The organism is Rhizobium sp. GW821-FHT14E12 (genome assembly GCF_058803745.1).
The window spans coordinates 1,489,637-1,515,121 of record NZ_JBXAPH010000001.1 but is presented as its reverse complement, the minus strand read 5'-3'; the positions used below and the strand labels follow the sequence as shown (position 1 = coordinate 1,515,121).

The following is a 25,485-nucleotide window of genomic DNA, read 5'->3' as shown; positions in this document are numbered from 1 at the left end:
TCCAACTCTCGCCAGCCTCAATCTCCCGCCTCCAGCCACAGCCGCTTGATCGTCCGCGCCTCGCGTTCCGGCTCGTCGGCGAAGACCCAGCGGGCTTTGGCGAGCGCTTCCTGACGGGCGGTTTGCTGGCGGGAGATGATGGCCTCCAGCAGGCGTGCGCGGTCGTCGCTACTGTCGAAGAGATGCGGTTCGCGGTCGGTGACGTCCGATAGCATCGACAGATCGAGATAACGGCCGAGTATATCGACCAGCGCTTTGGCTTCGAGTTGTTTCGCGTGCATCGCTGCGGGCCAGACATCGCGCAGCAATGCATGATGCATCCAGCAATCCTGGCTGCGTTTGCGCAGGTCATGGAACTGGTCGGCATGGGCTTCGGCATGGCATTCGGAGAGTGCCTGCTTTGCCTTGCGGCCGGTCCTTTGCCAGCTCTTTTGAAAGAGGCGGGCGGTCTCTCGTCGGCCGCTGTCGAACGAAGCGGCTTTCAGCGCCCCCAGTGCATCGTGGCAGGTGGCAATCGCTGCCTTCGCCTTGTCCTCAAGATCGGTTTCGGCCTCCGACAAGCGATCGCGCCGCGCTGTGAGCACCTTCGTGATGCGGGCAAGCGCCTTGATCTCGTCTTTGGTGGTCGCCGTTTCGTGCAGATAGTGGCTGGCCTCGATCAGGGCGGTGGCGTCGCGAACACCGGAGAGCGTCCGCGCCATCTCCCGCAGCCTGTCGTTTTCCCGTCGCTGGAACTCCGGTGCTCGCCGGGCGATAAGCCGGTAGAGTGCACGCACCCGCTTGATATGCTTGCGTGCCCGATGCACCGCCTCGTGCAATCCTTGCGGCCGATCGGTCAGTGCCGCGATCGCCTTGCCGAGCTGCTGCGCCGCGACGGCGTAGACTTCGTCATCGAAGGCCTTGTCAGGCCGAATGCGATAACTCATCGTATTCCTGTTCGAACTGCGTCGCGAGCGCCTGGTTGGAATAGCGATATTCGCCGGTCACCTCGCGGCCGATCCAATCCGGCAATTCCGGATCGTCGCTTTCGTTCTCCAGCTCGACCTCGGCGACCACCAGGCCGCGATGCACGCCGCGAAAGACGTCGACTTCCCAGACGAAACCCTTGTGAGGCACCTTATAGCGGGTTTTCTCGATGACGAGGCCGATGGCATTACCGAGCAGCTCTTCGGCGTCGCCGACAGGGATCTCATATTCGAACTCGTCACGCGTCATCGCCTTGCCGATCTTCATCGTCAAGGTCGCGATGGTGTCGTTGGTCAGCCGTACCCGTACGGAACGATCATCCATGGTGGCGACATAGGCTTGCCGCAGGATGAGCTTCTCGGAAGCAAGCTCGCGCCAGCGATCTCCACGGACCAGAAACTTTCGCTCGATCTCTTTTGCCATATGCTCGACATGCTCCGTCAGCATCATATCCAGATAGACTAACGGAAGTTTTCGGGTTTTCCTACCCGTTGCATCCAAACTTAGCTTTTGTCTCGACAAGGCCCCTCGGGAAGGCTATTCGAGGACCCGATTTCAATCGTTTTAAGGGAGCGCGCCGACCATGGGCGAGAAAACCGAAAAGCTTCTTTCCATCCTGAAACTGCAGCCCGTCGTTCCCGTCCTCGTCGTTGAGGATGCGAAGTCGGCGGTGCCGCTCGCCCGCGCGCTTGTCGCCGGCGGCCTGAAGGCCATCGAGATCACGCTGCGCACAGCCGGCGCGCTCGATGCCATCCGCGCCGTCGCAGAAGAGGTCGAAGGCGCCGAGGTTGGCGCTGGCACGATCCTGAATGTTGCCCAGTGGGACGCCGCCATCGAGGCCGGTTCCAAGTTCATCGTCAGCCCCGGCACGACGCAGGAGCTGCTGGATGTTGCCCGCACCTCCGACGTGCCGTTGCTGCCGGGTGCGGCGACCGCGAGCGAGGTCATGGCGCTGCGCGAAGAGGGCTATAAGGTTCTGAAGTTCTTCCCGGCCGAACAGGCCGGCGGCGCCGCCTATCTGAAGGCTTTGTCCTCGCCGCTCGCCGGTACGCTGTTCTGCCCGACCGGCGGCATTTCGCTGAAGAATGCCCTTGATTACCTGTCGCTGCCGAATGTCATCTGCGTCGGCGGCTCCTGGGTTGCGCCGAAGGAGCTGGTCGCCGCCGGTGATTGGGCCGGGATCACCAAGCTCGCTGCCGAGGCGGCTGCGCTGAAGGGCTGAACTTCGTAAAAACTTTGCTCGAAGGGCGTGCATGGGCTCCATGCGCGCCCTTTTTGCATGTGGCGGATTTGTATTTGCGGCAGCAATTCCTATCTCACTCTGGCCATCACAAGGACGGAGGACCACCCATATGATCGACGCCCGCAAGCTTTTGGACCAATTTCTGGGGACGCAGGTACCAGGACTGCAAGGAAGCGTGAAAGACAAGGCGACGCAGGCCATCAATCTCGCCAGAGACAATCCAATGGCGACCAGCGCCATCGCCGGCGTGCTGCTCGGAACCAAGACCGGACGCCAGGTTGCCGGCAATACGCTGGTGCTCGGGGGGCTCGCCGCCATCGCTGGGCTCGGCTATCAAGCCTATAAGAATTATCAGTCCGGCAATACGCCGCAACCGGCACCGCAGCCCGCCCAGCAGGCAGAGCCGCAATTCCTGCCACCGCCGTCCAATTCCGGCTTCAGCACCGCGCCGGCGGTCACCAGCAATGATTTTGCTCTCTCCCTGGTTCGCGCCATGATCGCCGCTGCGCGCGCCGACGGGCATATCGACGACGCGGAGCGGCAGCAGATCCTCGGCAAGGTGCAGCAGGCGGGTGTCGGCTCGGAAGCGGAAGCGTTTTTCGAGCGCGAGCTTGCCAACCCCGTCGATCTCGACGCCATCGTCGGATCGGCTCAGACCGAGGAGCAGCGCGTGCAGCTTTATGCCGCATCACGCCTGGCGATCGAGCCGGATTCGCGCGCCGAGCGCGGTTATCTCGATCAGCTGGCGGGCCGGCTCGGGCTTGCCGATGCTCTGGTCGATCATATTGATGCGACCGTTGGGGCCGCCAAAATCTGATCGTTTGCGTAGGATGGGCCGGTTGCCTTTCACAGGCGGCTGGCCTAAGCCTTCGCCGGACAATAAATGGCGATGCGCGAGGGATTGGTCATCTTGACGGATAAGAACAGCGAAACCCGCTCACCGGCCATCGCCGCCGCCATCATCCTGCTGGTCGCCATGGCGCTCTTGTACTTCATGCCGGAAGTCATCGTTCGGCTCGGCGATATCTCGCCCTGGCTCGGCACCGGCTTCGGCGTCCTCGTCATCCTGGCCTTTTTCCTGGTCTTCTGGCTGAGAGCCCGCTACCAGCGGCGCCGGGACCTGTAATCGATCAGGTTTGCAGCGAGGCGCCGAGCAGCACGACGCCGGTGCAGATTACCAGCAGCGCCCCGCAAATCTCTATGCCATTGCCGACCCATGCCGAGAGCTTCGAACCACGCCCGGTGAAATGTACCGCCGCGCCCTTGGCGAAGACAGCGATGATGGCGAGCAGCGAGACGGTCAGCGCCGTGCCGATCGACATGGCAAGGACGGACAAAAGTCCGCCGAGATAAAGTCCATTCAGCATCGAGAAGGTCATGACCAGCAGCGCGCCGGAGCAGGGGCGCAGGCCGACGGTGATGATTGCCGACCAAGCCTCGCGGACGCTGAATTTCTCGTTCGACAGCATTTTCGGATCGGGCAGGTGCGAATGGCCGCAGGTCTCGCAGACCATGCCGTTGTCCAGATCATGCGCGGGATCGTAGCATTGATACTGGCTGGCCGTTTGCGGCGCGGCGCTGAGACGGGAGAGCTTTTTGGCAGATCCCGGTTCGTCCGCGAAGAGCGACATGCTGATCGGGCCTGCCGACGTCGCGAGCTGCACCTCCTGGCGCTGTGGGCGGCTCTGATACATCGAGCGCAGCTTGCGGAACAGCAGCCAGCCGCCGAACAGGATCACCATGACGAAGCTGGTGATCTCCATCGCGTTGGTGGCCATGGTCATGGTGATGCCCGAGCCGCGCAGGACGAAATAAGCTACAGCAACGACGAGGACGGCAACCAGGCCCTGGATGAGGGCCGAGATGAACGAGATGACGATACCGCGCTTCAGCTCGATCTCATTGGCGACCATATAGGAGGAGATGACCGCCTTGCCATGGCCGGGGCCGGCGGCGTGAAAGATGCCGTAGGCGAAGGAGAGGCCGATCAGCGTCCAGAGCTGCCAGGGATCCTCGCGCATCGCCTCGATCGATTTGGTGAGCGCCCGGTAGAAGGCCTGCTGCTCGTAGTTCACATAGAGAAAGATGGGCGCCAGCGGTCCGCCCATAGGCTGGAAGCTGGGCTCTGCCGTGCCAATGCCGAGCGGAGAACCGGTGGCATGGGCAAGGCTCGCCGCCGCCAGAAAGGCGAACGCTACAGCCGGAACCAGCCTCCATATCCGCGATATCAGCATTGGACGTCTATCCGCGTTGCAAAGAGTTTCGACATCGTCGTTCCCGTCGGATCGTTGAAGAAGGCGTCCGTCAGGGTCGTCTTGTTCTCGGCGATGACTTCGTCGGGATTGGGGCGCACGACCTGCTGTTTGCAGGCTTTGAAGGCATCACCCTCCGTCACCAGTTCATTGTCCGTGGGGAAGTCGATCGAGGTGTAGAGTGTCGGGTCGTAAATGCCGAAGCTGAGCTTGTTGCCCTTCAGCGGCATCGGCTCGGACGGCTTGACGGCGAAGAACATCAGGAGCTGCCCATCCTGATAGTCGACATTGATGATGTCGGGCTTGTTGACCTTGACGGGTTTGCCGTTGAGCGACAGGTTTGTGTAATAATCGTAGTCGGCCAGTGAATCGCGCACTGTCTTGCCGACTTCCTTGAGTTCGTCCGGATCGAGCTTCAGATTGGTGTTTTTGTCGAAATCCATCAGCACCGAGGAAGAGAACACCGCGTCGAAGCGCCAGACATTGCGCAGCTCCTGCACATTGCCGTCCTTGCCCGCCAGCACTTCCAGACGCGCCTCGACGAAAATATGCGGATGTGCCGACGCCGCGACGGGCGCGAGCAACAGGCCTCCGGACAGGAGGGTGACTTTGACGAGGATGGATTTTCTCATGCGTCCGATGTGCTTCGTGAGCATTGATTCACTTCAACTTCTGGTCAGGAAATGAGACGGAATTGGGACCGCCCGGCGGACCTAGTATCAAAACCAGGTCAAGGCGAATCACTCAAGTATTTGATCTCGCAATACGTGCCAAGAAGAACTGATCCATTTTGCGAAAAACAAATGCGCCAACGCTTCGCTAACCTGACGAGTGGGTAAGAATTGGGGTAACTCAAAGCAAGTTTGTTTTGTCACGAACTGTCTTTTGCCTGACGCGTCCTCTGGGGGAGTGGTGTCGGCCTAAAGCGAACACCGAGCTTAGTAAGGGGGCGCCAGGCTTTCCGCCCGCCGCTTTTGCAAGAAATGGCGGACGGCAGGGTCTATTTCCAGCGCAATCGCTTGGTCATAGGCCTCGCGTGCTTTCGCCATTTCCCCTGCTCTCGTATGAAGTTCGGCTCGCGCCGCCCAATAGGGTTGATACTCGATGAGGCGGCTGCCGGGGTCCAGCGCCGGCAGCGCCGCCAGCCCTGCGGCGGGACCGTGTGTCTGCGCCACGGCGATCGCGCGATTAATTGCCGCCACTGGCGAGCCGGTCATTGCGCAAAGGCCATCGTAGAGGCGCTCGATCGCCGGCCAATCAGTCGTGCCTGTTCGGCGTCGTGCGACATGAGCCGATTGGATCGCCGCTTCCAATTGATAGCGGTCAAAGGCGTCGAACGTACTGGCGCGAATGAGCAGTCCCTCAGCTTCGTCGATCAACCCTTCGTTCCATAGAGCAGGATCCTGATCGGCCAGCGGTACGAATTCGCCGGCCGAGCTGCGCCGGGCGCCAAGCCGCGCATGTGAATAGAGCATCAGCGCAAGCAGGCCGAGCGCTTCGGCCTCCTTTGGCAAGAGCGCGACAATCAGCCGGCCAAGCCAAATCGCCTCCTCAGCCAGGTTGCGCAGGCTCGCATCGGTGCCGAAAGGATCACTCCAGCCTTCCGTATAGGCCGCGTAAATCGCCTCCAGGACTGCCGCCAGGCGCGCGCGCATGTCTGCCCTGTCAGGCACGCGCAAAGGAATCTTGGTGTGTCGAATCCTGTTTTTGGCCCGCGCCAGTCGTTGACCCATTGCCGCCGGCGAAACCAGGAAGGCGGAACCGATCGTCTGAGCGTCAAACCCGAGGATCGTCTGCAGGATCAGCGGCGCCCTGATTCCAGGCTCTATTGCCGGGTGCGCGCAAGCGAATATCAAAGCAAGGCGTTCGTCCGGAATTTCTGGCGCCTGGCTCGCGGTTGCCTCCAACTCCTCAGTCATGAGCCGAAGATGTTCGGAGGCGTCGGCGCTGACCCGTCCGCGCCTGATGGCATCGATCATCTTGCGTCGCGCAACGGCAAGCAGCCAAGCTTCGGGACTTAGGGGTGCGCCTTTGACTGGCCAATCGGCCAGAGCGGAGGCAAAGGCCTCCGACAAGGCGTCTTCGGCGCCGGCCACATCGCGCGTGCGCGCCGCGAGAATGGCGACCAGTTTGCCGTAGCTTCGGCGCGCAACCGCCTCGGCAGCTTTGACCGCAGGCTGGTCGTCCTCTCGCGACATGGCATCAATAGACCATGAGAGGACGAACCTCTACCGTGTCATGCTGAGCGCCCGGACACCGGGCCGCCCAGACGACGGCGCTGTCGAGATCAGCCGCCTCGATGAGATAATAGCCGCCCAACTGCTCCTTGCTCTCGATATAGGGGCCGTTGAGAACCGAGGGCTTGCCATCCGGCGCACGCACCACGGTTGCCATCGAGGAATCCTGCAATCCACTGCCTGCCAGGAACGCTCCTGCCTTTTTCAACACTTCCGTGTAGGCCGCGTAGGCCGCAAACGTCTCGGCCTTCTGTTCTTTTTTAGCATTCTTGTGTTCGGCTTCGTTCCAATACACCAACAGCATATATTGCATGACGCGTTCCTTTCTCGCGTTACGCGGAGCTTTAATGCCCGCTGCAGCAGTGACGTTTGAACCGGTGCGATTTTGACAGGGTGCGGGGAGAAATTTCAACCGAGACAGAGTTGGACACATTTCCTCCAATGGCCATGCGGGACATGGGCAATCAGCCGCAAGCCTCGCTGGTTTTGATAGCTGGAGCGCTCAGCCGTGCTTGCGGAACCAGTTATGGAGGTAGTCGACGAAGATGCGCACCTTGGCTGGGAGATAGCGGCGGTGCGGATAGACGGCGTAGATGCCGCGGTCGGTCGGAAGATAATCGTTGAACAGTGTCAATAATTGCCCGCTCTCGATCGCCCTGCGGCCGATGAAATCCGGGACAATGGCGATGCCGAGGCCGGCGAGCGCCGCACGCAGCGTCGCATGCGGGCTGTTGACTTCGAGCGTGCCGCTGATCGCGACATTGAAGGTGGTGCTGTCGGCATCGACGAAGCGCATCGTGCCTTGCGAGCGGGTGTTGGTGTCGATGATGAAAGGCACATGCGCAAGATCGCTCGGATGCTCCAGCGCCGGATAGCGGTCGAGAAATTCCTGGGTCGCGCAGAGATGAACGCGGAAATCCGAGATCTTGCGGGCGATCATGCCGGAATCCTCGAGCTTGGTGACACGTACGGCGACATCGAAGCCCTCTTCGATTAGATCGACGAAGCGGTCGTCGGCGGCGATCTCCAGCGAGAGGTCGGGATTTTCCTTGGCGAAGTCGATCAGCGACTGCCCGACATCGGCATCGACGAAGGTGCGCGGCACGGAGACGCGCAGCCGGCCCTTGAGCTGCTGGTTGTTCTCGCGCACCAGGTCGGCAAGATTGTCGATTTCCTTCAAGATGTCGGATGCGGTGCGATAATAGGTATGACCCGCCTCGGTCATCGAGAATTGCCGCGTGGTGCGGTTGAGCAGCAGCGCGCCGAGATCGTCTTCCAGTTCCCGGACATATTTGGACAGCAGCGCCTTGGAGCGGCCGGTCTTGCGGGCGGCGGCCGAAAACCCTTCCGCTTCGACCACGTCGATGAAGGCGCGAATCCGGGTCAAAGTGTCCATGGCGATGCCTCCCGTTAACTGTTGCAAGATGTTGAACAAAACGCGCTGACTTGTTCAATTATTTTTTTAGGCCGCCAACGAAAAAAATTCTTGATTATGACGGCGAATATTCTTATCTCCCCCTCAGCCCAAAGTCGCACGTGCCCGTGGGTGTCCGCCGATCCTCGATGTGGTGAGAAAATCGGTAAGGTACCTGGAACTAACCCCTCCAGTCGCTATTTCGGCCAACCGAAAAATGCGAGGACATCTAAAGCAACGACGGTGCGGGCCTTTTTGTTCTCTCCCGGCTTTCCATCAGCCGGGGTTACTGAAGAGGCACACCTTCATTGCCGGAAGTGCGGTTGGGATATTCCCTCCAATCCATGGCAGACAAAGCCGAATTAGCGCCGCTTTCGTGGCACTGGTTCATCATCTGCGCTTCGCGCGTTTGCACGGTTCCGGGGTCTCCACCGGCTGGTACCTAGCGAATGAGCGTTGCCCTTTGTCCTCTGGGTCTTTCCCGGAGCTATTGGAATTGAGAAGGGAATTGACATGACCACGCAACGTATCCGCGACTTTCTCGCTACCCGACGTCCTGACGGTCCCTGCCTTGTGGTTGACCTCGACGTCGTCCGCGACAATTTCCGTGCCTTCCGTCACGCCATGCCGGACAGCGCCATCTATTATGCCGTCAAGGCCAACCCGGCTCCGGAAGTGCTGCGCCTGCTCGCAAGCCTCGGCTCCAACTTCGATTGCGCGTCCGTCGCTGAAATCGAAATGGCGCTCGACGCCGGTGCGACGCCTGCCCGCATCTCCTTTGGCAACACGATCAAGAAGGAGCGCGATGTCGCCCGTGCACATGCACTCGGCATCAGCCTCTTCGCCGTCGACAGCCACGAAGAAGTCGAGAAGATCTCCCGTGCCGCTCCCGGCGCTCGCGTGTTCTGCCGCGTGCTGACGGATGGCGAAGGCGCCGAATGGCCGCTGTCGCGCAAGTTCGGCTGCGTTCCGCAGATGGCCGTCGACGTTCTCGTCTATGCCCATCAGCTGGGCCTGGAATCCTACGGCGTGTCTTTCCACGTCGGCTCGCAGATGACCAAGGTCGATGCCTGGGACGCTGCTCTTGCCGATGCCAAGCGCGTCTTCGTCTCGCTGGCCAAGCAGGGCATCCACCTGCAGATGGTCAACATGGGCGGCGGTTTCCCGACCAAGTACCTGCGCGACGTTCCGTCCGCTGAAGCCTATGGCAAGGCGATCTTTGCGTCTCTGCGCGCCCATTTCGGCAACCAGATCCCGCACACGATCATCGAGCCGGGCCGCGGCATGGTCGGCAATGCCGGTGTGATCAAGGCGGAAGTCGTCCTGATTTCCAAGAAGTCGGACAATGACGATGCTCGCTGGGTTTTCCTCGACATCGGCAAGTTCGGCGGTCTGGCTGAAACCATGGACGAGGCGATCCGTTACCCGATCCGCACCGAGCGCGACGGCGACGAGATGGAACCTTGCATTATCGCCGGCCCGACCTGCGATTCGGCTGACGTGCTGTATGAAAAGAACCTCTATCCGCTGCCGGTGACGCTCACCATTGGCGACGAGGTCCTGATCGAAGGTACCGGCGCCTATACGACGACCTATTCGGCTGTAGCCTTCAACGGGTTCGACCCGCTGAAGTCCTACATCATCTAAGGCATGCATCCCGAAAAGTGCGCAGCGGTTTTCGGATAAGATCATGCCAAAGAAAAATCTCAGCTCAGGCTGAGGTCCGACTTCGCCGACCCCGTAATCAGCCGGGGCGGCACCTTCACAATTATTTGTCACCGCCGCTGATAACGGTATTGGGCACGGGAGGCCGAGATGGCCGCTGTTCTTGATTCTGTCCGCGCATTCTTTGCGCCGTCTACTTTCACGCTCGACCTGGAAAACGCAGGCGATGTCGTCGCTCGCGAAAATCTGCTCGATCAGGCCATGGGTGCTGACCGCCGCAAGAAGTCGTCCGAAAAGATCCGCCGCGGCCGCGTTCCGGCCGAGGGTCTGGCGCTTGTCGCCCGCGACCGCACCGGCCATGTCATCGGCACGGTTCGTCTGTGGAACGTCGAAGCAGGCGTTGATCGCGAAACCCGTCCGGTCGAAGCATTGCTGCTCGGCCCGCTGGCTGTCGATGCCGCCCATGAAGGCAAGGGCATCGGCTCGGCGCTGATGCGTGCGGCTATTCTCGAAGCCAAGAAGCGCGGTCATGGCGCCATCCTGCTGGTCGGCGATGCACCTTACTACGAGCGTTTCGGCTTCTTCGCCGAAAGGGCCCGTCATCTCGTCATGCCGGGGCCGTTCCAGCGCGACCGCTTCCTGGCGCTCGAGCTGAAGGAAGGCTGGCTTGCCGGCGCTGCCGGCATGATCATTGCCAGCGGCCGCAAACTGGCCCAGCCGCCGGTCGCAAAGGCCGCTTGAGGCTGATTTGCCTTCGCCCCGATGGGGCGAGGGCACGATCTCACTTTGCCGCCTTCACCCCATCCTTTGCCGGATCATATCCATCCGTCAGCGTCTTCAGAAACGCCACGACGTCCGCGATCTCGGCGTCGTTCAAGGCCGGGGCATCACCGCGCTTGCGGTTCATCGGCGCGTCGATGACATCGATATTCGCCTGATATTGCTGCGGTAAATCGTTGAATTTCCGCACTTGTCCGCTGGTATCCTTCGGGTAGATCTCTTCCGGATTGGTGTCGCGCTTGACGTAAAAGCGGGTGACATCCTCCAGCGAGCGGTAGACGCCATTGTGGAAGAAGACGCGGCGGCTGGCGACATTGCGCAGTGTTGGCGTCTTGAACAGCCCGCAATTCTGCGGCTGGGCGGAATAGGTGTCGTTGCGCAGCGGGCCGCAGATGCCGGTATCGTAATAATGCGGATCGGCATTGGCCGGAATATCCGGATTGCGCGGCGCGCCCAGCGCCTCGAATTCGAAATCGGTGAAGTTCGGCATCTGCCCGTCGCCCATCGTCTTGTCGAGATGGCAGGAGGCGCAATTGCCCTTGTTGGCGTCGTCGAACAGCTTCAGCCCGCGCTGTTCCGCATCTGAGAGCGTCGCCTTGCCGCGCAGATAATAGTCGTACTTGCTGGTATAGGGATGGAAGGAGGGCTCTTCGATTTGGTAGCGGGCAAGCGCGAAGCCGACTTCGGCAATCGCCATGTCCCGATCGTTGAGGACGTTGTTGCCGAAGAGGGCGGCGATGTCCTTGCCATAGCCCTGCTTCAGCTTCGCATAGACGGTGGCTACGTCGGCATTGGCCATTTCGAAGGGCGAGATCATCGGTTGCAGCGCCTGCTCCTCCAGCGAATCGACGCGGCCATCCCAGAACATCCCGCCTTGCGGCACCAGGTTTGCGGCGGCGGCATCGGCCTTGACGACGGCTTGCGCGGTCAGCGGCCCGGCAACGACTGCCGGTGTATTGGCGAGCGCCACGCCGGACGCCTCGGTCATGGGGGCCGCTTCCGCCGCCTCGTCGGCGGCACTTTCACCGATCGAGAAGGAGGGCGTCGACATCTTGTAGGCGAGGCTTGGCACGGTGCGGATGCCCGGCTGGTCGAGATGTGCCCCGCCAAGCTGCACGGAAAGCTCATTGGCCGGCGCATAGTGATTGTTCGGATCGTGACAGGTGGAACAGGACATCTGTCCGCCGCCGGACAGCGAGGGATCGTAGAACAGTTTCTTGCCGAGCTGGGCAACGGCGCTCAGTGGCGCCGTCTCCTCATAGGTATTCGTGGTCGAGGAGGCATCGGGGGCTGGCTGGTTCGCCATGCCGATGCTCGCCCCCGCGAGCGAGACGCCCGCGAGTGCGATGAGCGGCAGGAGACGGCGATTGGATTTCAGAGACATCGTCCGTCTCCTTTCTTCGCTTAGGACGCGCTGTTGCCGGTCTTCGTGTCGAGGATCAGCTTTGGCGTATCGCCCTTCGACCAGTCGAACATGGCGTTCAGCGAGCCGGAGATGGCATCGAACGAGCCGCCGCCGAGGCGTGCGCCGCCCATCCAGTTATCCTCGATGAAGCGCATGACGGAGGTCTGGTCGGTCAGCGTATGGTCGACGAAGTTGGACTTGGCGTAGGGCGAGATGACCAGCAGCGGCTGGCGCGTGCCGTAGCCACAGCGGCCTTGGGCCGGCTGGCCGCTAAGGCCCGGCAGCGGCGTACCGGTCGAGCAGCTGTCGCCGCTCAGCACGTCATAGCCCTTGATGCCGAGTTTCGACGGATTGACGACCGCGTGTGCGTGATCATACCAGCCGTCCGAGTCGTCGTAGAGGAGGATAATCGCGGTGTCCTTCCAGTCCGGCGAGTTCTGGACGGTGTTGACCACCTGCGTCACGAACTCCTGCTCGTCGAGCGGATCAGAATAGCCGGCATGGCCGTCCTGATAGGCGGGCGCCTTTAGGAAATTGACGGTCGGCATGCTGCCGTTTTTCAGAGCGGCATAGAAGTCGGTCACATCATACTGATGATTGGCGGCGTCGGTGGTGCCGATCGCGGCGACCGAGGACGGACGTGCATGCGTCGGGTTGGCCGTCGAGGCATAGTACTGAAATGGCTGGTGATGCGGAATGTAGTCGCCGTAGCTGACCCGGGTGACGGTCGAGGTCGTAGCGCGCTTGCAGCCGGTGGTACCGTCAGCGTTGGTCTGGGTCAGGTCGAAGCCGCCTTCGAAGAGGCCCCAGGTGATCTGGTGTTGGTTCAGCATGTCGCCGATGTTCTTGCCATACATCAAAGCGGTCTGGCCGACGGAACAGACGTCGCCAGTCGGGTCGAAGTCGCTGATGGCCGTCCAGCCACCATTGCCGTCGGGCACGATGCGGCCCTTGGAATAGGTGCCGTCCTTCTCCAGCGTGTAGCCGGGCGGCAGGATGACGCCATTGGTCTGGCCGGAGATCAGGTTCAGCGCGCCGGGGGTCGACGGGCCGAAATTGGTGGAGAAGGAATTGTCGTTCAGCGCATAGTGCTGGGCATAGTTCCACATGGCGGTGACGGTGTTGCCGTCATAATAGCCCATGACTTGGCCCTTGGTGCCGAATGCGCCGGCCGCACCCTTGGTGCCCTTGCCGGTATTGGCGGGGAAAAGATCCATTGCGAAGTTGTTGTAGGCCGCCTGTTCGGCGGTATAGCCGTGGTTCTGCGACTGCGTGGCCGCCTGCGTGCGGTCGAGGCGGAAGGGGGCAGCGGCGTCGGCGCCATTGGCTGCATTGGTCTTGTTCGGATTATTGTCGATGAGACCGGCATTGGCGAGCGTGTTGATATCGGCCGGCGTGTTGTCGGTGGCCTTGAATTCCGGCTCTCCGGCGACGTTTGCGGCCTTGGGGTAGGTCGCGAAATAATGGTCGAAGGAGACATTTTCCTGGAAGATGACGACCAGATGCTTGATCGGCGTGGCGGTATTCGTTGGCGGTGCCGTGTCAGCGGCGCCCGCGGTGGAACAGAGCGAAACAAGGGTAAGCGCGCTGCCGGCAGCAAGGGCGGCGCGACGCGAAAGACGGGTCATGGTGATATCCTCTCGAGTGGGGGCATTGCCCTGGCGCTTGGTTGCGCCGCGCCGGGGCAGAGGGAGCCATGCCGGGCTATCAAGCGTACATGACAGTTCCGTGACGGTGTGTCTCAGATAGGGTGGTGTCGCCCATGAGGGATGCGGCCAAGTGATTGATTTTACTGGGATGAAAAAGGGTGTCGTGTGCCGGTGAAATTGGCAGGATTGACCTGCTACCTTATGTCACGGGTGACATTGGCGCTCTCCAGCTGCCCCGCCCTTCGAGGGTCGTTTTGCTCCCACCTCAGGGTGAGGGCTAACCTTTGGTGCCCAGCCGCAGCAAGGGCTCGCTCGTTCGGTCTCTGCTTGGTGTTACGACGAGCTCACTCCACCTCATCCTGAGGTGCGCAGCGCCCCGAGCCTGTCGAAGGGGGCGGAGCCTCGAAGGATGAGGTGGCCACAGTACTCCATCGACTGAAAGTTAGATATTCTGATCCATCGTCTCGGCCGGGATCTCGTCGGCGGGGTGGATGCGGACGACCACGGCCGGGACGCCGGCGACGGTGCAGTGGGGTGGCACGGGTTTCACAACGACGCTGCCGGCCGCGACCTTGCTGAAGGCGCCGACTTCGATATTGCCGAGGATCTTTGCGCCGGCGCCGATCATCACGCCATGGCGGATCTTCGGATGACGGTCACCGGTTTCCTTGCCGGTGCCGCCGAGCGTGACGTTCTGCAGGATCGAGACTTCATCCTCGATGACGGCGGTCTCGCCGATGACGATGCCGGAACCGTGGTCGAGCATGATGGACGAGCCGATCTTTGCCGCCGGATGGATGTCCGGCCCGAAGACCAGCGAAGCGAGGTTGGACAACCAGCTGGCGATTTCCGGCCGGCCTTCCGTCCAGAGCGCATGGGCGATGCGATGGGTCTGCAAGGCGTGGAAGCCCTTGAGATTGAGCAGCGCATGCAGATAGGTCGTGCAGGCGGGATCGCGGGTGCGGACGGCAACGAGGTCGGCCTCTGTCGCCGGCAGGATCTCGGAGTGGCGCGTCAGCACATCATGAAACAGCGCGAACAGATCGCCGGTTTCGATCTTGGCGACGGAAAGTCTGGCGACCAGGACATTGGCGAGGCTTTCGGCATCCGACTGGGTGGCGATGATCTGCGTTGCGAGCAGCGGCTTCAGTGTCGGTTCGCGGCCGGCCAGATCGATGGCCTCATGGCGGATCACATCCCAGACGCTGCCCGGTGCGGCAGTGGAATGTCCGGCAATTGCCGTACCTGTCTGGGACATAGTCCTGTCTTTCTCGTCAGGCGGAAATATCAACAACGCCGCAATCGCCGGCCTCGGAGGCAAAGGCGAGCAGCTTGCCGGATTTGCTCCAGCTCATCGAGGTGATCGCACCTTTGCCCGGACGGCGCAAGAGTGCCTCCTTGGCGTCGCCGATGCGCACGGCAAGGATCATGCCGTCGATGAAGCCGATCGCCAGGATGTCTTCCACCGGATGGAACTTGACTGAGGTTGCCATGATGTTGGCGCGGGTGCCGAGCTCCTGCGGCGCCTTGCCCATCGGGCCGTCCTTGCTCTGGAACGGCCAGACGATCGCCGCTGGTGCACCGGACGAGGCGAGCCACTTGCCCTTGGCGGACCAGGAGAGCGACTTCACCTTGGCGGGATAGCCGGTCATGCGCATATGTCGGGCTTCGCCACCCGGCTTGCTATCGAGCTTCCAGCCGTGCAGGGCGTTTTCCTGCATGGTGGTGACGACGAACTGACCGTCCGGCGAGAAGGTGACGCCGGTATGGGCGCCCTTCCATTCCAGATTGACCGGTTGCGCGCTCATGCCGACCCAATGCAGCGACACGCCATTGTAGCGGGCAGCTGCGATGCGCAGACCCTTTGGCGCGAAGGCGAGGCCTTCGACAGTGCGCTCCTCGGTGAATTCCTTGGTCGAGCCGTCGGCAAGCCGCACGAAGCTGCTTTTTCCATAGGCATAGGCGACCGCGCCTTGTGGGCCGGCGGCAAGCTGGGTGATCCATTTGCGCGGCGCTTCGGCAAGCACGGTCACGCCGCCATCGGCTGCGATCCGCAGGACCTTGCCGTCCTCGCCGCCGGAAATCAGGCTGTTGCTATGGGGATCACGGATACAGGTGAGCATGCCCTGATGGGCTTCGCTTACCTTTTCCCCGCCTTCCAGCCGATGGATCGTGCCGGCGGCGCTGGCGAAGACGGGGGTATCCCCTAAAAATTCGACGGCCAGAACGTGGCCGTCGATATCAAGCGGAGCGACAGTCGGCATCAGGCAGTCGCCTCGCAGGCCTTGAAGCTCTTTTCCAGCTTTTCGCGGTCGAGTTCGCGGCCAATGAAGACCAGGCGGCTCTCATGCTTCTCGCCATCTTTCCAGGCGCGCTGGTGGTCGCCTTCGATGATCATGTGCACGCCTTGGACGACATAGCGCTCGGGGTCGTCCTTGAAGGCGATGATGCCCTTGAGGCGAAGGATCTTCGGGCCGTCGGTCTGGGTGACCTTCTGGATCCACGGGAAGAAACGATCCGGGTTCATCTCGCCGCCGCGCAGCGACACCGACTGCACCGTCACGTCATGAATGGGCGAAGGGGCATGGTGATGATGGCCATGATCGTGATCATGGTGACGATGATCGTGGTGGTCATGATCATGATGATGGTGATCATGGTCGTGATGGTCATGGCCGCAATCCGGGCCGCAGACATGATCGTCATGGCCCTGGTCGAGGAAATGCGGATCGTTTTCGAGCGCACGCTCGAGGTTGAAGGCACCCTGGTTGAGGACGCGGGCGAGATCGACGCCGGAGCGGGTGGTCTTGTAGACGCGGGCGGCCGGGTTGATGGCGCGGACGATGTCTTCGATCTGCGCCAGTTCTTCCGAAGACACGAGATCCGACTTGTTGATGACGACGACGTCGGCAAAGGCGATCTGGTCTTCGGCCTCGCGGCTATCCTTCAAGCGCAGCGGCAGATGCTTGGCGTCGACAAGCGCGACCACGGCATCGAGTTCGGTCTTGGCGCGGACATCGTCGTCCATGAAGAAGGTCTGGGCAACGGGAACCGGATCGGCAAGGCCGGTGGTCTCGACAATGATACCGTCGAAACGGCCGGGGCGGCGCATCAAGCCTTCGACGACGCGGATGAGGTCGCCGCGCACGGTGCAGCAGACGCAGCCATTGTTCATCTCGTAGATTTCTTCGTCCGACTCGACGATCAGGTCGTTGTCGATGCCGATCTCGCCGAACTCATTGACGATGACGGCGTATTTCTTGCCGTGGTTTTCGGAGAGGATGCGGTTCAGCAGCGTCGTCTTGCCGGCGCCGAGATAGCCGGTGAGAACGGTGACGGGAATGGGCTTTTGCGTGGCTGTTTCGGTCATGGGAGCCTCGAAATATGGGATTTCCCCCAAGGGGGCGGAAAATGATCGGGTTCCATATAAGGAGTTGAAGGCGGCAGTTCAAAGGCTTTTGTATGTTATAAGATCACATTAGGTTTGGGGTAAGCGGATCCGTCGGGTTTTAGGTCAGTGCCTCCACATCAAACGCATCGACATCCCGCAAAAGCTCCACCAGCCCCTGTACCGCATGCGCAATCAGCCGCTCGCCCTTTTCCGCCGTTGCGGCGCCTGCATTACCGGCCACGCCGGCGGCGCTCAGATCCGACATTTTCCAGCCGAATGCGTGTGGTCCATAGGCCCGCAGGTGCTTGAAGTGCTGCGTGTAATCAGATTGCCGGGAGGGGAAATCCGCAGCCTTGCTCATGTCGACCATCTCTGGATAGAGCGCGAGCATCACCGATGTCTCGATGTCGCCGCCGTGGATATCGATGGCCTTGTCCTCCGGCGCGATCAGGCCATCCGGCACGCCGAAGCGCGTCCAGCTGGTCGCCACCGCCAGCATGTTGAAGCGGACGCGCGCCTCGGTCGCGACGATGGTCATCAGGGGCGAGTTGCCGCCATGGGCGTTCAGCATCACGAATTTTCGGATGCCGAGATGATGCATGGTCTCGGCAATGCCGAGCCAACGATTGACGGCTTCATCGAAGTCGAGCGTCTTTGTGCCGGCGACATCCATGTGCTCGATGGAATAGCCGACCGGTTCCACGGCTAAGAAAGTGACGGGCAAATCGGCCGGTAGGGCGGTACTCAAACGCGAAACGATGCCTTCGGCGATCAGCGTGTCGGTGTCGAACGGCAGATGGGGGCCGTGTTGCTCATGGGCGCCAAGTGGCAGCACGGCGATCCAGTTTGCCCTTTCCGCAGGCGCCAACGTCCTATCATTGTCATCGAAACGTGGCAAAGGCTGTGCCATCTGCAGGTGTGCCTCTTGTTTATGTCAATAACCTAGGCAATGTCATAACGTGATGATGCAGTGGCGGAAAGAGCAACGGAATCACAATGGGTAAGAAGCACAAGGACGGCAAGAAAAGTAAGTCAGGTAAAAAGAAGGATCACAGCGAGTACACGCTCGCTGATCTGTCGCCGGCGTTGACGCAGGCGGCGCGGTCCATGCGAACGGTTCTGACGCGCAACCTGACGGCCAGCGGCCTCTATGCGGGCCAGGATGGCGTTATCCTCGCGCTTGCGGCCAGCGACGGTCTGCCGGCGGGAACGCTGGCGCAGAAGCTCGGCGTCAAGGCGCCGACCATGACCCGCACGATCGGCCGCATGGAAGCGCAGGGCTTCCTGGAGCGCCGGCCGGACGCCGAGGATGCGCGGTTGACCAAGGTCTATCTCACCGAGGCGGGCCGCAACAGCGTCAGCGAGATCGAAAGCTCGGCTGCTGCCTGCGACGAACTCGCCACGCGCGGCTTTTCGGAAAAGGATGTCCGTTCACTGGTGCGGCTGCTGAAGGCGATCGAGGGCAACCTTCATATCGGCGACCACGACGAGGATGCTGAGGAATTTTAAGAATTCCCGAGGATTCGAGTTGCGCGGGCCGATTAAAGCTTTTAATTAAAGTTTTTAAATTCCGGAATCGTAAAACGACGGAATGGCATATTCGGCTGCGTTTCACGGGGAGGGGAGCGCATGGCGCAAAAGATAAAACTATCTACCATTGCGGAATCGCTGGGTATTTCAACGGCAACCGTATCTCTTGCCTTACGCGACAGTCCGCTGGTGGCGGTCAACACGCGTGAGAAGATCAAGGATCAGGCGCGGGCGCTGGGTTATATCTATAATCGCCGCGCGGCCAGCCTCAGGACATCGCGATCCGGGATCATCGGCGTCGTCGTCCACGACATCATGAACCCGTTCTACGGCGAGATCCTCAAGGCGATCGAAAGCGAGCTCGATCGTAGCCGCCACACGTTCATCCTCTCCAATCACTACGATTCGGTCGAGAAGCAGCGAACCTTCATCGAAACCCTGCTGCAGCTTGGCGGCGACGGCGTCATCATGTCGCCGGCGATCGGCACTCCGGCGGAGGATTTCGACCTGGCGGAAGAAAACGGCATGCCGGCCATTCTTGTTGCCCGCTCGATGGAAGGGCTGGATCTACCGACCTATCGCGGCGATGACAGCTACGGCATTTCGCTTGCCACTAATCACCTGATCAGCCTCGGCCACCGCACTATCGCGATGATCGGCGGAACGGACCAGACCTCGACCGGCCGCGATCGTTACCAGGGTTATGTCAATGCCCTGCGCAAGGCGGGCATCGAGGTCGATCCGGACCTTCGCATTCCCGGCGCCCGTTCCAAGCAGGGCGGTTTCGAGGCGGCGGTGCATTTCCTGTCGTTGCCGCAGAAGCCGACGGCGGCCGTCTGCTGGAACGATCTCGTCGCCATCGGCCTGATGAACGGCATTTCCCGCGCCGGCCTTGTGCCGGGTAAGGATATCTCGGTTACCGGCTATGACGATCTGGAGGAGGCGGCGATCGCGACGCCGGCGCTGACGACGGTGTGGAACGGCCAGGCGGAAGTTGGAAGGCTTGCAGCACGCGCGCTTTTGGATAGGCTGGCGGGCAGCCATGAGCCGGATGGTATCCATCTTATCAAGCCGGAAATGCGTATTCGCCAGTCGACATCTCCCTATCAGGCCCGCCAATAGCGCCGCACGACATATTCAAGAGGAAAGATCCATGTCCGATAACCGCACCGCCATCCTCGTTCCGGGGAAGATACATCCGCGCGTCCTCGAAAGGCTTGGCGGGCATTTCGATGTCATCGCCGCCGATCGTAGCGAGAGTCCCCAGGTCGATGCCGGGACTGCGGCGCGCGTGCGCGGTGTTGCCGTAGCGGGTGGTTTCAACGCGGCCTGGATCGACGCCTTCCCGAATATCGAGGTCATCGCCAATTTCGGCGTCGGCTATGATGGTATCGACGTCAATCATGCGGCAGCGAAGGGTGTCGTCGTCACCAATACGCCCGATGTGTTGAACGACGAAGTGGCCGATACGGCGATGGCGCTGCTTTTGAACACGTTGCGCCAGTTTCCGCAGGCGGAAACCTGGCTGCGGGAAGGCCGCTGGGCGAAGGAGGGGCCTTTCCCGCTTTCGCCTTTCTCGTTGAAGGGGCGGCGCGTCGGTATTTATGGCCTTGGTCGCATCGGCCAGGAGATCGCCAAGCGTCTGGAGCCGTTCAAGGTGAAGATCGGCTATCACACCCGCACACCGCGCACGGAACTGGCCTATGATTATTATCCGTCGCTGAAGGCGATGGCGGAGGCCGTGGATACGTTGATTTCCATCGTGCCGAAGACGGCGGAGACGCATAAGGTCATCGACGCCGAGATTCTGTCGGCGCTCGGGCCGCAGGGCGTGTTCATCAATGTCGGGCGCGGCTGGTCGGTGGATGACGACGCGCTGATCGCTGCCCTTGGAAACGGCACGCTCGGGGCTGCTGGCCTCGATGTCTTCTACGACGAGCCGAATGTTCCGGCAGGCTATCTCTCCCTGCCGAACGTCTCGCTGCTGCCGCATGTGGCGTCCGCCTCGGTGCCGACGCGCAATGCCATGGCCGATCTCGTTGCGGACAACATCATCGAGTGGTTCGGCAAGGGTGCGGTACTGACGCCGGTGCCGGAAACCCCGGTCAAGCCAAAGGGCTGATCAGAGCGCCGATTGGCGGCGGGGAGCAGCTATCGGCTGTTCCTTGGCCGCCGCATAATCACGCACGGCATCGCCGAAGGCGACAAACAGTTTGTGCGACGGCGAATCCGTTTCCGCCCAATATTCCGGATGCCATTGCACACCGACAGCGAAAGCCTTGGCGTCGATGACGGAAACGGCTTCGATCGTGCCGTCCTCGGCGATAGCTTCCACCTGCAGCCGTGGCGCCGTATCGGCGATCGCCTGGCGATGCAGCGAGTTGACGCGGACTTCGCCCGGGCCAACAACGGCGGCAATGCAGGAACCTTCCTTGACGAAAACGCTCTGGCGGATCGAATACATCGTGTCTCGGTCGACATTTTGCGGCTTGCGGTGATCCCAGATGCCTGGCTGTTCCTGGATTTCGCTGGCAAGCGTGCCGCCGAGCGCGACGTTCAGCTCCTGAATGCCACGGCAGATGGCGAGCATGGGAATGGCGCGCTCAATGGCGCGGCGGATGAGTGGCAAGGATGTGGCGTCGCGGGCCAGGTCGAAAGGACCGTCGCTCTCGTGGGCTTGCTTGCCATAGAGCGACGGATGCACGTTCGTAGCCGAGCCGGATACCAACAGCCCGTCGACGCGGTCGAGGATTGCGTCGATATCGTTGCCGTCTTCCATCGCCGGGACTATTAGCGCCATCAGACCGGAGGCTTTGACGGCGGCGCGGACATATTGCTGTTGCACCGCATGCCAGGTTGCGCCGTCGAATTCGCGGATATCGGCGGGAATGGCGATGATCGGTCTGGACATGCGAGGCTCCGGAAACATGCAAAACTGCCGGGTCTGGTCGAGACCCCGAATGAATATGGTGTCGATGCCGCGATGGGCCAACTTGTCGGCAAATCTACGCGAAGAGCAGGCATTCGGCAACGCGGGACGGCCGCGGCCGGGCTTTGTTTCCCTTTGTCATGACGATGTACAGGAATCGCCATAATGCAGTGCAAAAGCAAACTTGAAAGACAATACGCGGCATGGTTAAGCTCGAATGCTTGCGCCATGATCGGGAGAATCTATTTCCCGCAATGCCATCCGTGTGAGAGGTTATAATGGATCGCCGTTCGTTCATCAGACGGGCTGGAGCAGTCGGTGCGGGCGCAGCAGCCTCAGCGCTTGCCAGTCCTGCCGTTGCCCAGGAATATCCCAAGATCACCTGGCGGATGACGTCGTCGTTTCCGAAGAGCCTGGATACGATCTATGGCGGCGCGGAGGATATCGCGCAGCATGTTTCGGATGCGACCAACGGCAATTTCGTCATCCAGACCTATGAGGCCGGAGCGATCGTTCCCGGCGCGCAGGCGGCCGATGCGGTGAGCGCCGGCACTGTCGAGGCGGCGCATACCTGCTCCTACTATTTCTGGAACAAGGACCCGACCTACGCCATCGGCACGGCGCTGCCCTTTGGCCTCAATGCCCGGCTTACCAATGCCTGGTTTTATCAGGGCGACGGCAACAAGCTGATGAACGAGTTCTATGCCACTCAGGGCATACTTGGCCTGCCCGCCGGCAATACCGGCGTGCAGATGGGCGGTTGGTTCCGTAAGGAAATCAATACGCTGGACGACCTCAAGGGATTGAAGATGCGTATTGCCGGCCTTGCCGGCAAGGTGATCGAGAAGATCGGCGTCGTGCCGCAGCAGGATATCCCCGCCAGCGATATCTACGACGCGCTCGACAAGGGCACGCTCGACGCCGCTGAGTGGGTTGGCCCCTATGACGACCTGAAACTCGGCTTCCAGAAGATCGCCAAATATTACTACTATCCCGGCTGGTGGGAAGGCGGCGCCGTTGTGCATGCTTTCTTCAATCTGGAAAAATGGAACGCGCTGCCGAAGAACTACCAGGCCATCCTTGCGGATGCCTGCGCCTTTGCCAACACCAATATGCTGGCCAAATATGACGTGAAAAATCCGCAGGCCCTGAAGGATATCGTCCAGCAGGGCGTGACGCTGCGCCCCTTCAGCCAGGAAATTCTCGAAGCCTGCTTCCAGGCGGCCACCGGCATTTATGCCGACCTTTCGAAATCGAATGACTATTTCAAACGGATCTATGAGGATCAGGTTGCCTACAAGAAAGATGCCTATCTCTGGATGCAACTTTCGGAATACACTTTCGATACGTTCATGATGATCCAGCAGCGGGCAGGCAAGATTTGACCGAGGATGCTTTGCTGATTGTTATTTTCTATTTTAGTGGTTTATGACGAAAAGACTATAATCCAAGTAGAGCATGGTTGCATCTATTGCTCGAATGTGGTGCAAAATATCACTAAAAATCGATGTAATTTATCGCATGATTGGAAAATCCATCCAAATATGCGCGATCTGGGCAATCAAATTTTAAAACGTTTCAACTAGAGTTCGCGCCGCATCAGGGGAGCTCTGGATGAAGCCTCAAAACCCGAACATCGTACCGACGGATGTCTATCTGTCGTTCGTCAGTTCGCTTTTCGGAAACCGTAGCACATTGCTTACGGGGGTATTCGTTCATATCCTCGCCTATGGCATTGTCTTCCTGAGCACGGGCGCCGGCATCTATCTTGGTTTCGGCCTTACCTTGGCCATCGTCTTCGCTTTCCGCATCCACTCGTTCCGGCAATTTGACGCGCTCGATAAGAACGCCCTTTCGCGCGCCGATATCGCGCGCTGGGAAACGCGTTATGTGATCGGCGCGACGGCAGCGACGCTGATCCTCGGTGTTGCCAGCGGTTATGCCATCCTGATCGTCCAGAATCCGCTGGCGGAATTCATCTGTATCGCGGTGACCATGGGGTCGATGGTGTCGATCCTCGGCCGCAACTACGGTTCGCGGAAGGCGATCGACCTGCAGACCATGGCGTGCTGCCTGCCGATCATCGTCGCCTGCCTGATGTCGGGGCAGCTTTATATGGCAATCGTTTCCATCATGCTGGTGCCCTTCGGGCTGACGACCCGCTCGATGGCCAACGGCCTGCGTGAGTTTCTCTACAAGAATGTCATAGCGTCGCGCGAGATATCGCTGATCGCTGATCGGTTCGACACAGCGCTCAACAACATGACGCATGGCCTGTTCATGCTGGATGCCGAAAACCGCATCCTGGTGGTCAATCGAAAGGCTTGCGAACTCCTGAACCTGACGGATCCCGAGCGGCTCAGGGATTGCGATTTCGATGCCATGTTGCGCTATGGGCTGCGCCACGCCTCCATCGACGGTTCTCTTCCCGGCCTGATCCAACAGCAGATCGAGCAGCTTGTCGGCGGTTCGCTATCGCGCACGTTGATTGAGCTCGGCGAAGACCTGTTTCTGGAGTTTTCGGCGAGCCGTCGCGCCGATGGTATCGTCATCCTGATCTTTGAGGACGTCACGGCGCGTATCCGGGCCGAGCGCAAGATCCTGCATATGGTGCGCTTCGATCCGCTGACCGGTCTGCCGAACCGCGAATACTTTGCCGAATTGACGAAGGAGAAGCTGGCCGCGCATGCCGGCGACGGCCGGATCGGCTTTCTGGTTCTAGATGTCGATGATTTCAAGCACGTCAATGATTTCAAGGGGCATGTGACCGGCGACCGGCTGCTGGTCGCCATCGCCGCGCGGTTGAGGGACACGGCGGGCGATAGGGCGCTTTGCGCGCGTCTCGTTGGAGACCAGTTCGTGCTGTTCTTTCCGAACGATGACGGCACCCAGGATCTGGACGGCCGCATATCCGCGCTGCATGCGGCGATGGCGGGCACTTACGAGGTGGATGATCACAGCCTGCGTATCTCCTTCAGCGGTGGCTACGTGACCATGTCGAGCTGCGAGTTCCGTCCGGAAGAATGGCAGATCAAGGCCGACCTGGCACTCTTCGACACCAAGTTGCGGACGAAGGGCGGCTGCTCTGCTTTCGAAGAGGAAATGGACGCTCGCTACATCGAGCGGCAAAAGCTGAAGACCGATCTGCGCGAGGCAATCGAGGCTGGCAAGCTGCATGCGGTCTATCAGCCGATGTTCACCCCGGATGGCCGCCGCATCGATTGTTGCGAAGCGCTGGCGCGTTGGGTTCATCCGGAAAAAGGGTCTATCCCGCCCAACATGTTCGTGCAGATTGCCGAGGAGATGGGGATCGTTTCCGGCATCACCCGCTTCATGCTCAACCGGGCCTGCCGGGATTGTGCCGGCTGGCCTCAGTCTCTCTCTGTCTCGGTCAATCTCTCGGCGCAGGATTTGCGCGGCAATGACATTGTCGCTGTCGTTATGGAAGCGTTGGAGGCATCGGGGCTGGAGCCGTCGCGTCTGCATCTGGAGGTGACCGAAAGCTGCCTAATGGACGAGATTGCCACCGTTCGTTCCGTTCTCGCCGATCTCAGGGCCAAGGGCATCACCATTGCCATCGATGATTTCGGGACCGGGTTTTCCAGTCTCAGCTATCTCGATTCACTGCCGGTGGATATCGTCAAGATCGATCGCTCCTTCGTGCACGAAATCACCGGCGACAGCCGCCGTTTCAAGCTCCTGTGCGGCATTGCCGATCTCTCACGGGCTCTGGGTCTGAAAGTCGTCGTCGAAGGCGTCGAGACGCCGGAACAATTGGCGCTGATCAACGAGCGCGGCCTGGCCGATGTGATCCAGGGCTATGTGTTTTCGATGCCGGTGTCGCCGGCACGGATTGGCGAGATGATAGACAGTCTCGATCGCAATCGGCCGGCGCTGCGCCAGGATATCCCGGCCTGAGGCGGCCGGGAGGTCTTCGATCTGTTTCCGATCGCCCTAAGGGTAGTCGCACAAGGAGATTGAACCTCTGCGACGTTCTCGTGCATTGCATTTTTTCTCGCTTTGT

The 25,485-nt window shown here is 60.6% G+C and carries 24 protein-coding genes; 10 read left to right on the top strand and 14 right to left on the bottom strand.

The features are described 5' to 3' along the window. Positions 1–17: 17 nt before the first annotated feature. Together AC1RO0_RS07450 and AC1RO0_RS07445 are read right to left on the bottom strand one after the other, a co-directional pair. Positions 18–926, bottom strand: coding sequence for a CHAD domain-containing protein (locus AC1RO0_RS07450; protein ID WP_498592221.1), 909 nt, complete (start codon positions 924–926; stop codon positions 18–20). After that, a complete protein-coding gene (locus AC1RO0_RS07445) occupies positions 904–1,389 on the bottom strand; it encodes a CYTH domain-containing protein (RefSeq protein ID WP_498592220.1) in 486 nt (161 codons plus the stop codon). Before AC1RO0_RS07445 ends, AC1RO0_RS07450 begins: the two co-directional genes overlap by 23 nt. A 160-nt stretch (positions 1,390–1,549) precedes the next feature. Here AC1RO0_RS07445 and AC1RO0_RS07440 point away from each other — a divergent pair, with 160 nt between their 5' ends. From AC1RO0_RS07440 to AC1RO0_RS07430, 3 genes are all read left to right on the top strand, one after another. Further along, positions 1,550–2,188 carry a 2-dehydro-3-deoxy-phosphogluconate aldolase gene (locus AC1RO0_RS07440; protein WP_498592219.1) on the top strand — a complete coding sequence of 213 codons (639 nt, stop codon included), beginning with the start codon at positions 1,550–1,552 and terminating at the stop codon, positions 2,186–2,188. A gap of 130 nt (positions 2,189–2,318) precedes the next feature. After that, positions 2,319–3,026, top strand: coding sequence for a tellurite resistance TerB family protein (locus AC1RO0_RS07435; RefSeq protein ID WP_498592218.1), 708 nt, complete (start codon positions 2,319–2,321; stop codon positions 3,024–3,026). 66 nt (positions 3,027–3,092) lie between these two features. Then, entirely contained in the window at positions 3,093–3,335 is a 243-nt protein-coding gene (locus tag AC1RO0_RS07430) for a hypothetical protein (protein WP_498592217.1), read from the top strand. 4 nt (positions 3,336–3,339) lie between these two features. Here the strand turns inward: AC1RO0_RS07430 and AC1RO0_RS07425 are convergent, their stop codons facing one another. The 5 genes from AC1RO0_RS07425 to AC1RO0_RS07405 all read right to left on the bottom strand — a co-directional run bounded on the left by AC1RO0_RS07425 (position 3,340) and on the right by AC1RO0_RS07405 (position 8,094). Further along, positions 3,340–4,443, bottom strand: coding sequence for a nickel/cobalt transporter (locus tag AC1RO0_RS07425; protein ID WP_498592216.1), 1,104 nt, complete (start codon positions 4,441–4,443; stop codon positions 3,340–3,342). Next, the gene (locus AC1RO0_RS07420) at positions 4,437–5,117 is read right to left on the bottom strand and encodes a DUF1007 family protein (RefSeq protein WP_498592215.1); all 681 of its coding nucleotides are present in this window, start codon (positions 5,115–5,117) and stop codon (positions 4,437–4,439) included. Before AC1RO0_RS07420 ends, AC1RO0_RS07425 begins: the two co-directional genes overlap by 7 nt. 282 nt (positions 5,118–5,399) lie before the next feature. After that, positions 5,400–6,659 (bottom strand): RNA polymerase sigma factor, encoded by a 1,260-nt coding sequence (locus AC1RO0_RS07415; RefSeq protein WP_498592214.1) that lies wholly within the window; start codon positions 6,657–6,659, stop codon positions 5,400–5,402. A gap of 4 nt (positions 6,660–6,663) precedes the next feature. Further along, positions 6,664–7,011: a YciI family protein gene (locus tag AC1RO0_RS07410; protein WP_498592213.1), complete on the bottom strand. Its 348-nt coding sequence runs from the start codon at positions 7,009–7,011 to the stop codon at positions 6,664–6,666. A 189-nt stretch (positions 7,012–7,200) separates the two neighbouring features. Further along, entirely contained in the window at positions 7,201–8,094 is an 894-nt protein-coding gene (locus AC1RO0_RS07405; RefSeq protein ID WP_498592212.1) for a LysR family transcriptional regulator, read from the bottom strand. A 531-nt stretch (positions 8,095–8,625) separates the two neighbouring features. Here AC1RO0_RS07405 and odc2 point away from each other — a divergent pair. Continuing rightward, complete coding sequence (odc2, locus tag AC1RO0_RS07400; protein WP_153364614.1) at positions 8,626–9,759, top strand: ornithine/lysine decarboxylase; 1,134 nt, start codon at positions 8,626–8,628, stop codon at positions 9,757–9,759. Between the two features lie 168 nt (positions 9,760–9,927). Next, entirely contained in the window at positions 9,928–10,518 is a 591-nt protein-coding gene (locus AC1RO0_RS07395) for a GNAT family N-acetyltransferase (protein ID WP_498592211.1), read from the top strand. A gap of 40 nt (positions 10,519–10,558) precedes the next feature. Here the strand turns inward: AC1RO0_RS07395 and AC1RO0_RS07390 are convergent, their stop codons facing one another. From AC1RO0_RS07390 to AC1RO0_RS07365, 6 genes are all read right to left on the bottom strand, one after another. Continuing rightward, entirely contained in the window at positions 10,559–11,941 is a 1,383-nt protein-coding gene (locus tag AC1RO0_RS07390; RefSeq protein ID WP_498592210.1) for a cytochrome-c peroxidase, read from the bottom strand. 20 nt (positions 11,942–11,961) lie between these two features. Continuing rightward, positions 11,962–13,590, bottom strand: a complete 1,629-nt coding sequence (locus tag AC1RO0_RS07385; protein WP_498592209.1) for a phospholipase C — start codon at positions 13,588–13,590, stop codon at positions 11,962–11,964. Between the two features lie 463 nt (positions 13,591–14,053). Continuing rightward, positions 14,054–14,869: a serine O-acetyltransferase gene (cysE, locus tag AC1RO0_RS07380; RefSeq protein ID WP_498592208.1), complete on the bottom strand. Its 816-nt coding sequence runs from the start codon at positions 14,867–14,869 to the stop codon at positions 14,054–14,056. A gap of 16 nt (positions 14,870–14,885) precedes the next feature. Further along, complete coding sequence (locus AC1RO0_RS07375) at positions 14,886–15,875, bottom strand: WD40 repeat domain-containing protein (RefSeq protein WP_498592207.1); 990 nt, start codon at positions 15,873–15,875, stop codon at positions 14,886–14,888. Next, positions 15,875–16,981, bottom strand: a complete 1,107-nt coding sequence (locus AC1RO0_RS07370) for a CobW family GTP-binding protein (RefSeq protein WP_498592206.1) — start codon at positions 16,979–16,981, stop codon at positions 15,875–15,877. The genes AC1RO0_RS07375 and AC1RO0_RS07370 overlap by 1 nt, the downstream gene beginning before the upstream one ends. A 139-nt stretch (positions 16,982–17,120) precedes the next feature. Continuing rightward, a complete protein-coding gene (locus AC1RO0_RS07365) occupies positions 17,121–17,912 on the bottom strand; it encodes a creatininase family protein (protein WP_498592205.1) in 792 nt (263 codons plus the stop codon). A gap of 86 nt (positions 17,913–17,998) precedes the next feature. Here AC1RO0_RS07365 and AC1RO0_RS07360 point away from each other — a divergent pair, with 86 nt between their 5' ends. The 3 genes from AC1RO0_RS07360 to AC1RO0_RS07350 all read left to right on the top strand — a co-directional run bounded on the left by AC1RO0_RS07360 (position 17,999) and on the right by AC1RO0_RS07350 (position 20,654). Continuing rightward, positions 17,999–18,511: a MarR family winged helix-turn-helix transcriptional regulator gene (locus AC1RO0_RS07360; RefSeq protein WP_007700891.1), complete on the top strand. Its 513-nt coding sequence runs from the start codon at positions 17,999–18,001 to the stop codon at positions 18,509–18,511. 120 nt (positions 18,512–18,631) lie between these two features. Then, the gene (locus tag AC1RO0_RS07355) at positions 18,632–19,654 is read left to right on the top strand and encodes a LacI family DNA-binding transcriptional regulator (RefSeq protein WP_498592204.1); all 1,023 of its coding nucleotides are present in this window, start codon (positions 18,632–18,634) and stop codon (positions 19,652–19,654) included. Between the two features lie 31 nt (positions 19,655–19,685). Further along, a complete protein-coding gene (locus AC1RO0_RS07350) occupies positions 19,686–20,654 on the top strand; it encodes a 2-hydroxyacid dehydrogenase (protein ID WP_498592203.1) in 969 nt (322 codons plus the stop codon). Here AC1RO0_RS07350 and AC1RO0_RS07345 read toward each other — a convergent pair whose 3' ends face one another. Next, the gene (locus tag AC1RO0_RS07345) at positions 20,655–21,443 is read right to left on the bottom strand and encodes a gamma-glutamyl-gamma-aminobutyrate hydrolase family protein (RefSeq protein WP_498592202.1); all 789 of its coding nucleotides are present in this window, start codon (positions 21,441–21,443) and stop codon (positions 20,655–20,657) included. A gap of 296 nt (positions 21,444–21,739) precedes the next feature. Between AC1RO0_RS07345 and AC1RO0_RS07340 the strand changes: the two genes are divergently transcribed. Together AC1RO0_RS07340 and AC1RO0_RS07335 are read left to right on the top strand one after the other, a co-directional pair. Beyond that, positions 21,740–22,846, top strand: coding sequence for a TRAP transporter substrate-binding protein (locus AC1RO0_RS07340; protein ID WP_498592201.1), 1,107 nt, complete (start codon positions 21,740–21,742; stop codon positions 22,844–22,846). Positions 22,847–23,075: 229 nt separating this feature from the next. Then, on the top strand, positions 23,076–25,379 hold the full coding sequence (locus AC1RO0_RS07335; protein WP_498592200.1) for a putative bifunctional diguanylate cyclase/phosphodiesterase: 2,304 nt from the start codon (positions 23,076–23,078) through the stop codon (positions 25,377–25,379). The last annotated feature ends 106 nt before the right edge of the window (positions 25,380–25,485 follow it).